This window comes from Frankia sp. AiPs1 (assembly GCF_023716945.1).
Lineage (GTDB): Bacteria > Actinomycetota > Actinomycetes > Frankiales > Frankiaceae > Frankia.
On sequence record NZ_JAMQQF010000703.1, the window covers coordinates 1 to 2,672 of the forward strand.

Sequence of the window (2,672 nt, forward strand, 5' to 3'; positions counted from 1 at the left end):
GCGCGGTCCCGGCGGACCGGGCCGCGGCGCGTCCCGTCGACCCGCCGGAGCGGCGGCGTGGGCCCTCGTTCCTGGTCTCGTTCGCCCCCGTGCCCGCATGCGTGCCCGCCGTCTGCGTGCCCGCCGTCTTCGTGCCCGCCCCCGTGCCCGCCTTCGTGGTGCCGGCCGGTCTCGCCGCGGCCCTGGTCGACCGGGAACTCTTCTCTCCCTGCGGTCGGTCGTCGCCGGACGTCGAACCCACGGCGTTCACCCCACCATCCCCTGCGCGCGCAGCATCTCCGCGAACCGGTAAATCATGCCGACGTCGACCCCGTCCGCGACCAGCGGTACCTCGTACACCGGGCGGCCAAGCGCGGCGATCTCGGCTCGTTCGGCCGTCTCCAGCGCCACCCGGTCGGCGTGCTGGGCGGCCTCCCAGGCCAGCGCGTCCACCAGATCACGGGTCGGCTCCAGGCCCGCCTCCTTGATCCCGGCGGCGAGTTCCTCCCGGTCGAGCTCGCCCCGGCGGGCCAGCCGCGACTGGCCGACCTTCAGCAGGGGCGAGCGGGCCATATTGACGATCACCCCGCCCACCGGCAGCCCGATCCGGGTGAGCTCGGCGACGCCGTCCACGGTCTCCTGGACGGGCATCTCCTCCAGCAGCGTCACCAGGTGCACCGCGGCACGTTCGGGCCGCAGCACCGCCATCACGCTGTCGGCCTGGGCGCGGATCGGACCCATCTTGGCCAGCCCCGCCACCTCGGCGGTCACGTTGAGAAAGCGGGAGATCCGCCCGGTGGGCGGCGCGTCGAGCACGACCGCGTCATAGGCGAGCCCCCCCGGACGGGTGCCATCCGGGCGGTTGACGGCCTCCTTGACCTTGCCGGTCAGCAGCACGTCGCGCACCCCGGGCGCGACCGTCGTCGCGAAGTCCACCGCGCCGATCTTGCTCAGCGCCTTTCCGGCCCGACGGAGGTTGTAGAACATCTCCAGGTATTCCAGAAGGGCCTCGTCCGCGTCGATCGCGAGCGCGAACACCTCGCCACCGCCGGGCGCGCTGGCCACCTTGCGCTCCTGGTAGGGCAGCGGCGGGGTGTCGAACAACTGGGCGATCTGCTGGCGCCCCTCGACCTCGGTGAGCAGGATCCGCCGACCGCCGGTCGCCAACGCCACTGCCAGCGCGCCGGCCATCGTCGTCTTGCCGGTCCCGCCCTTGCCGGTGACGATGTGCAGCCGGCGATCCCAGGGACCGCTCGCCTCGTCGTCGGAGTCCTCGGTCACCGTGCGCTTGCCGCTCACACGCTCGACCGTACCCGCGCGCCCGGCCCCCGCCATGTCGTAGCCGCAAGCTCCCCCGCGACGGGGGGCGGTCCGGCACCGTCCGCGGCTGGTCCGGCGTCGTCCGCGGCGTCCGGCGACGGCCGTTTCCCCGCCGACGGACGAGGTGTCCCTGGCCGGGAGACCGGATGCTCTAAGGTCCGGTGTCATGCAGACGAAGTGGGAGTACTTCACGGCCCCGTTGCTGATCCACAACACCAAGCAGATCCTGGACACCTTCGGCGAGGACGGATGGGAGCTGGTTACGGTCATCCCCGCTCCCACGAACCCTGAGGGCCTCGTCGCCTACTTCAAGCGGCCCAAGGGCCAGGCCTGACTTGACCAGCCCGAGCACCCGGCTGGCCGAGCTGGGACTGACGCTGCCGCCGGTGGCCAGTCCGGCGGGCGCCTACCTTCCCGCGGTCCGCGACGGCGATCTGGTCTGGACCGCCGGACAGTTGCCGCTGGTCGACGGGCGGCTGGCCGCCGCCGGCCTGGTCGGGGAGGCGATCGACGCCGAGCGGGCCGCGCAGCTGGCGCGGATCGCGGCGCTCAACGCGCTGGCGGCCATCGCCGCGCAGGCCGGCGGCCTGGACGGGATTGTCCGCATCGTGAAGCTGGTCGGGTTCGTCGCGAGCGCCGCCGGGTTCACCGCCCAGCCTGCGGTCCTCAACGGGGCAAGTGAGCTGTTCGTGGACGTCTTCGGCGACGCCGGGCGGCACGCCCGCTCGGCGGTCGGGGTCGCCGCGCTGCCGCTGGGCGCTCCGGTGGAGGTCGAGGTGGTAGCCCGGGTGGCGGCCCCGGCCCAGGCCTGAGCGGGGGCTGCCCGAGCCGGGGCTGCCCGAGCCGGGGCTGCCCGAGCCGGGGCTGCCCGAGCCGGGGCCGGGCGGCGAAGGTCCGGCCTCGATCGGCGGCGGCCGTCGGTGGTCCTCACTAGCATCGGACTCATGGTCGATCACAAGGCTGCCCTGCTTGCCCGGCTGCAACGGACGCTGGTCGTCGTCCGCGATCCCGCCGGGCCCGGTCCCGGGACGGGATTGCCGCAGCCGACGGCAGGCCCGCCCGCGCCCGTGCGCGACGCCGCCACGGTCGTCCTGCTGCGCGACGCGCCGGGCGGTCGCGGCATCGAGGCCTATCTGCTGCGGCGGGTGACGGGGATGGCGTTCGCCGGCGGGATGTACGCCTTCCCCGGCGGCCGGGTTGACCCGACCGACATGGGGCCGGACGTGCCCTGGGCCGGGCCGCCCGTCACCGAGGTGATGCACGCGCTCGACGCGGACCCGGCGCTCGCCCGGGCGCTGGTCTGTGCCGCCGTGCGCGAGACCTTCGAGGAGTGCGGCGTGCTGCTGGCCGGCGCCGTTCCCGCGGGCCCGGCC

Annotated in this window: 3 protein-coding genes and 2 pseudogenes; 3 read left to right on the top strand and 2 right to left on the bottom strand. The window is 74.6% G+C overall.

The genetic code is table 11. From position 1 onward, the window contains the following. Together ND748_RS29630 and ND748_RS29635 are read right to left on the bottom strand one after the other, a co-directional pair. Positions 1-250, bottom strand: a pseudogene (locus ND748_RS29630) (ArsA family ATPase); the annotation flags it as partial. Continuing rightward, the gene (locus tag ND748_RS29635; protein ID WP_251749500.1) at positions 247-1,314 is read right to left on the bottom strand and encodes an ArsA-related P-loop ATPase; all 1,068 of its coding nucleotides are present in this window, start codon (positions 1,312-1,314) and stop codon (positions 247-249) included. The pseudogene ND748_RS29630 and the gene ND748_RS29635, both read right to left, overlap by 4 nt. 151 nt (positions 1,315-1,465) lie before the next feature. Here ND748_RS29635 and ND748_RS29640 point away from each other — a divergent pair, with 151 nt between their 5' ends. The 3 genes and pseudogenes from ND748_RS29640 to ND748_RS29650 form a co-directional block, all read left to right on the top strand. After that, positions 1,466-1,633, top strand: coding sequence for a DUF4177 domain-containing protein (locus tag ND748_RS29640; protein ID WP_251749501.1), 168 nt, complete (start codon positions 1,466-1,468; stop codon positions 1,631-1,633). A 1-nt stretch (position 1,634) separates the two neighbouring features. After that, on the top strand, positions 1,635-2,111 hold the full coding sequence (locus ND748_RS29645) for a RidA family protein (RefSeq protein WP_251749503.1): 477 nt from the start codon (positions 1,635-1,637) through the stop codon (positions 2,109-2,111). Positions 2,112-2,243: 132 nt separating this feature from the next. Next, positions 2,244-2,672, top strand: a pseudogene (locus tag ND748_RS29650) (NUDIX hydrolase); the annotation flags it as partial.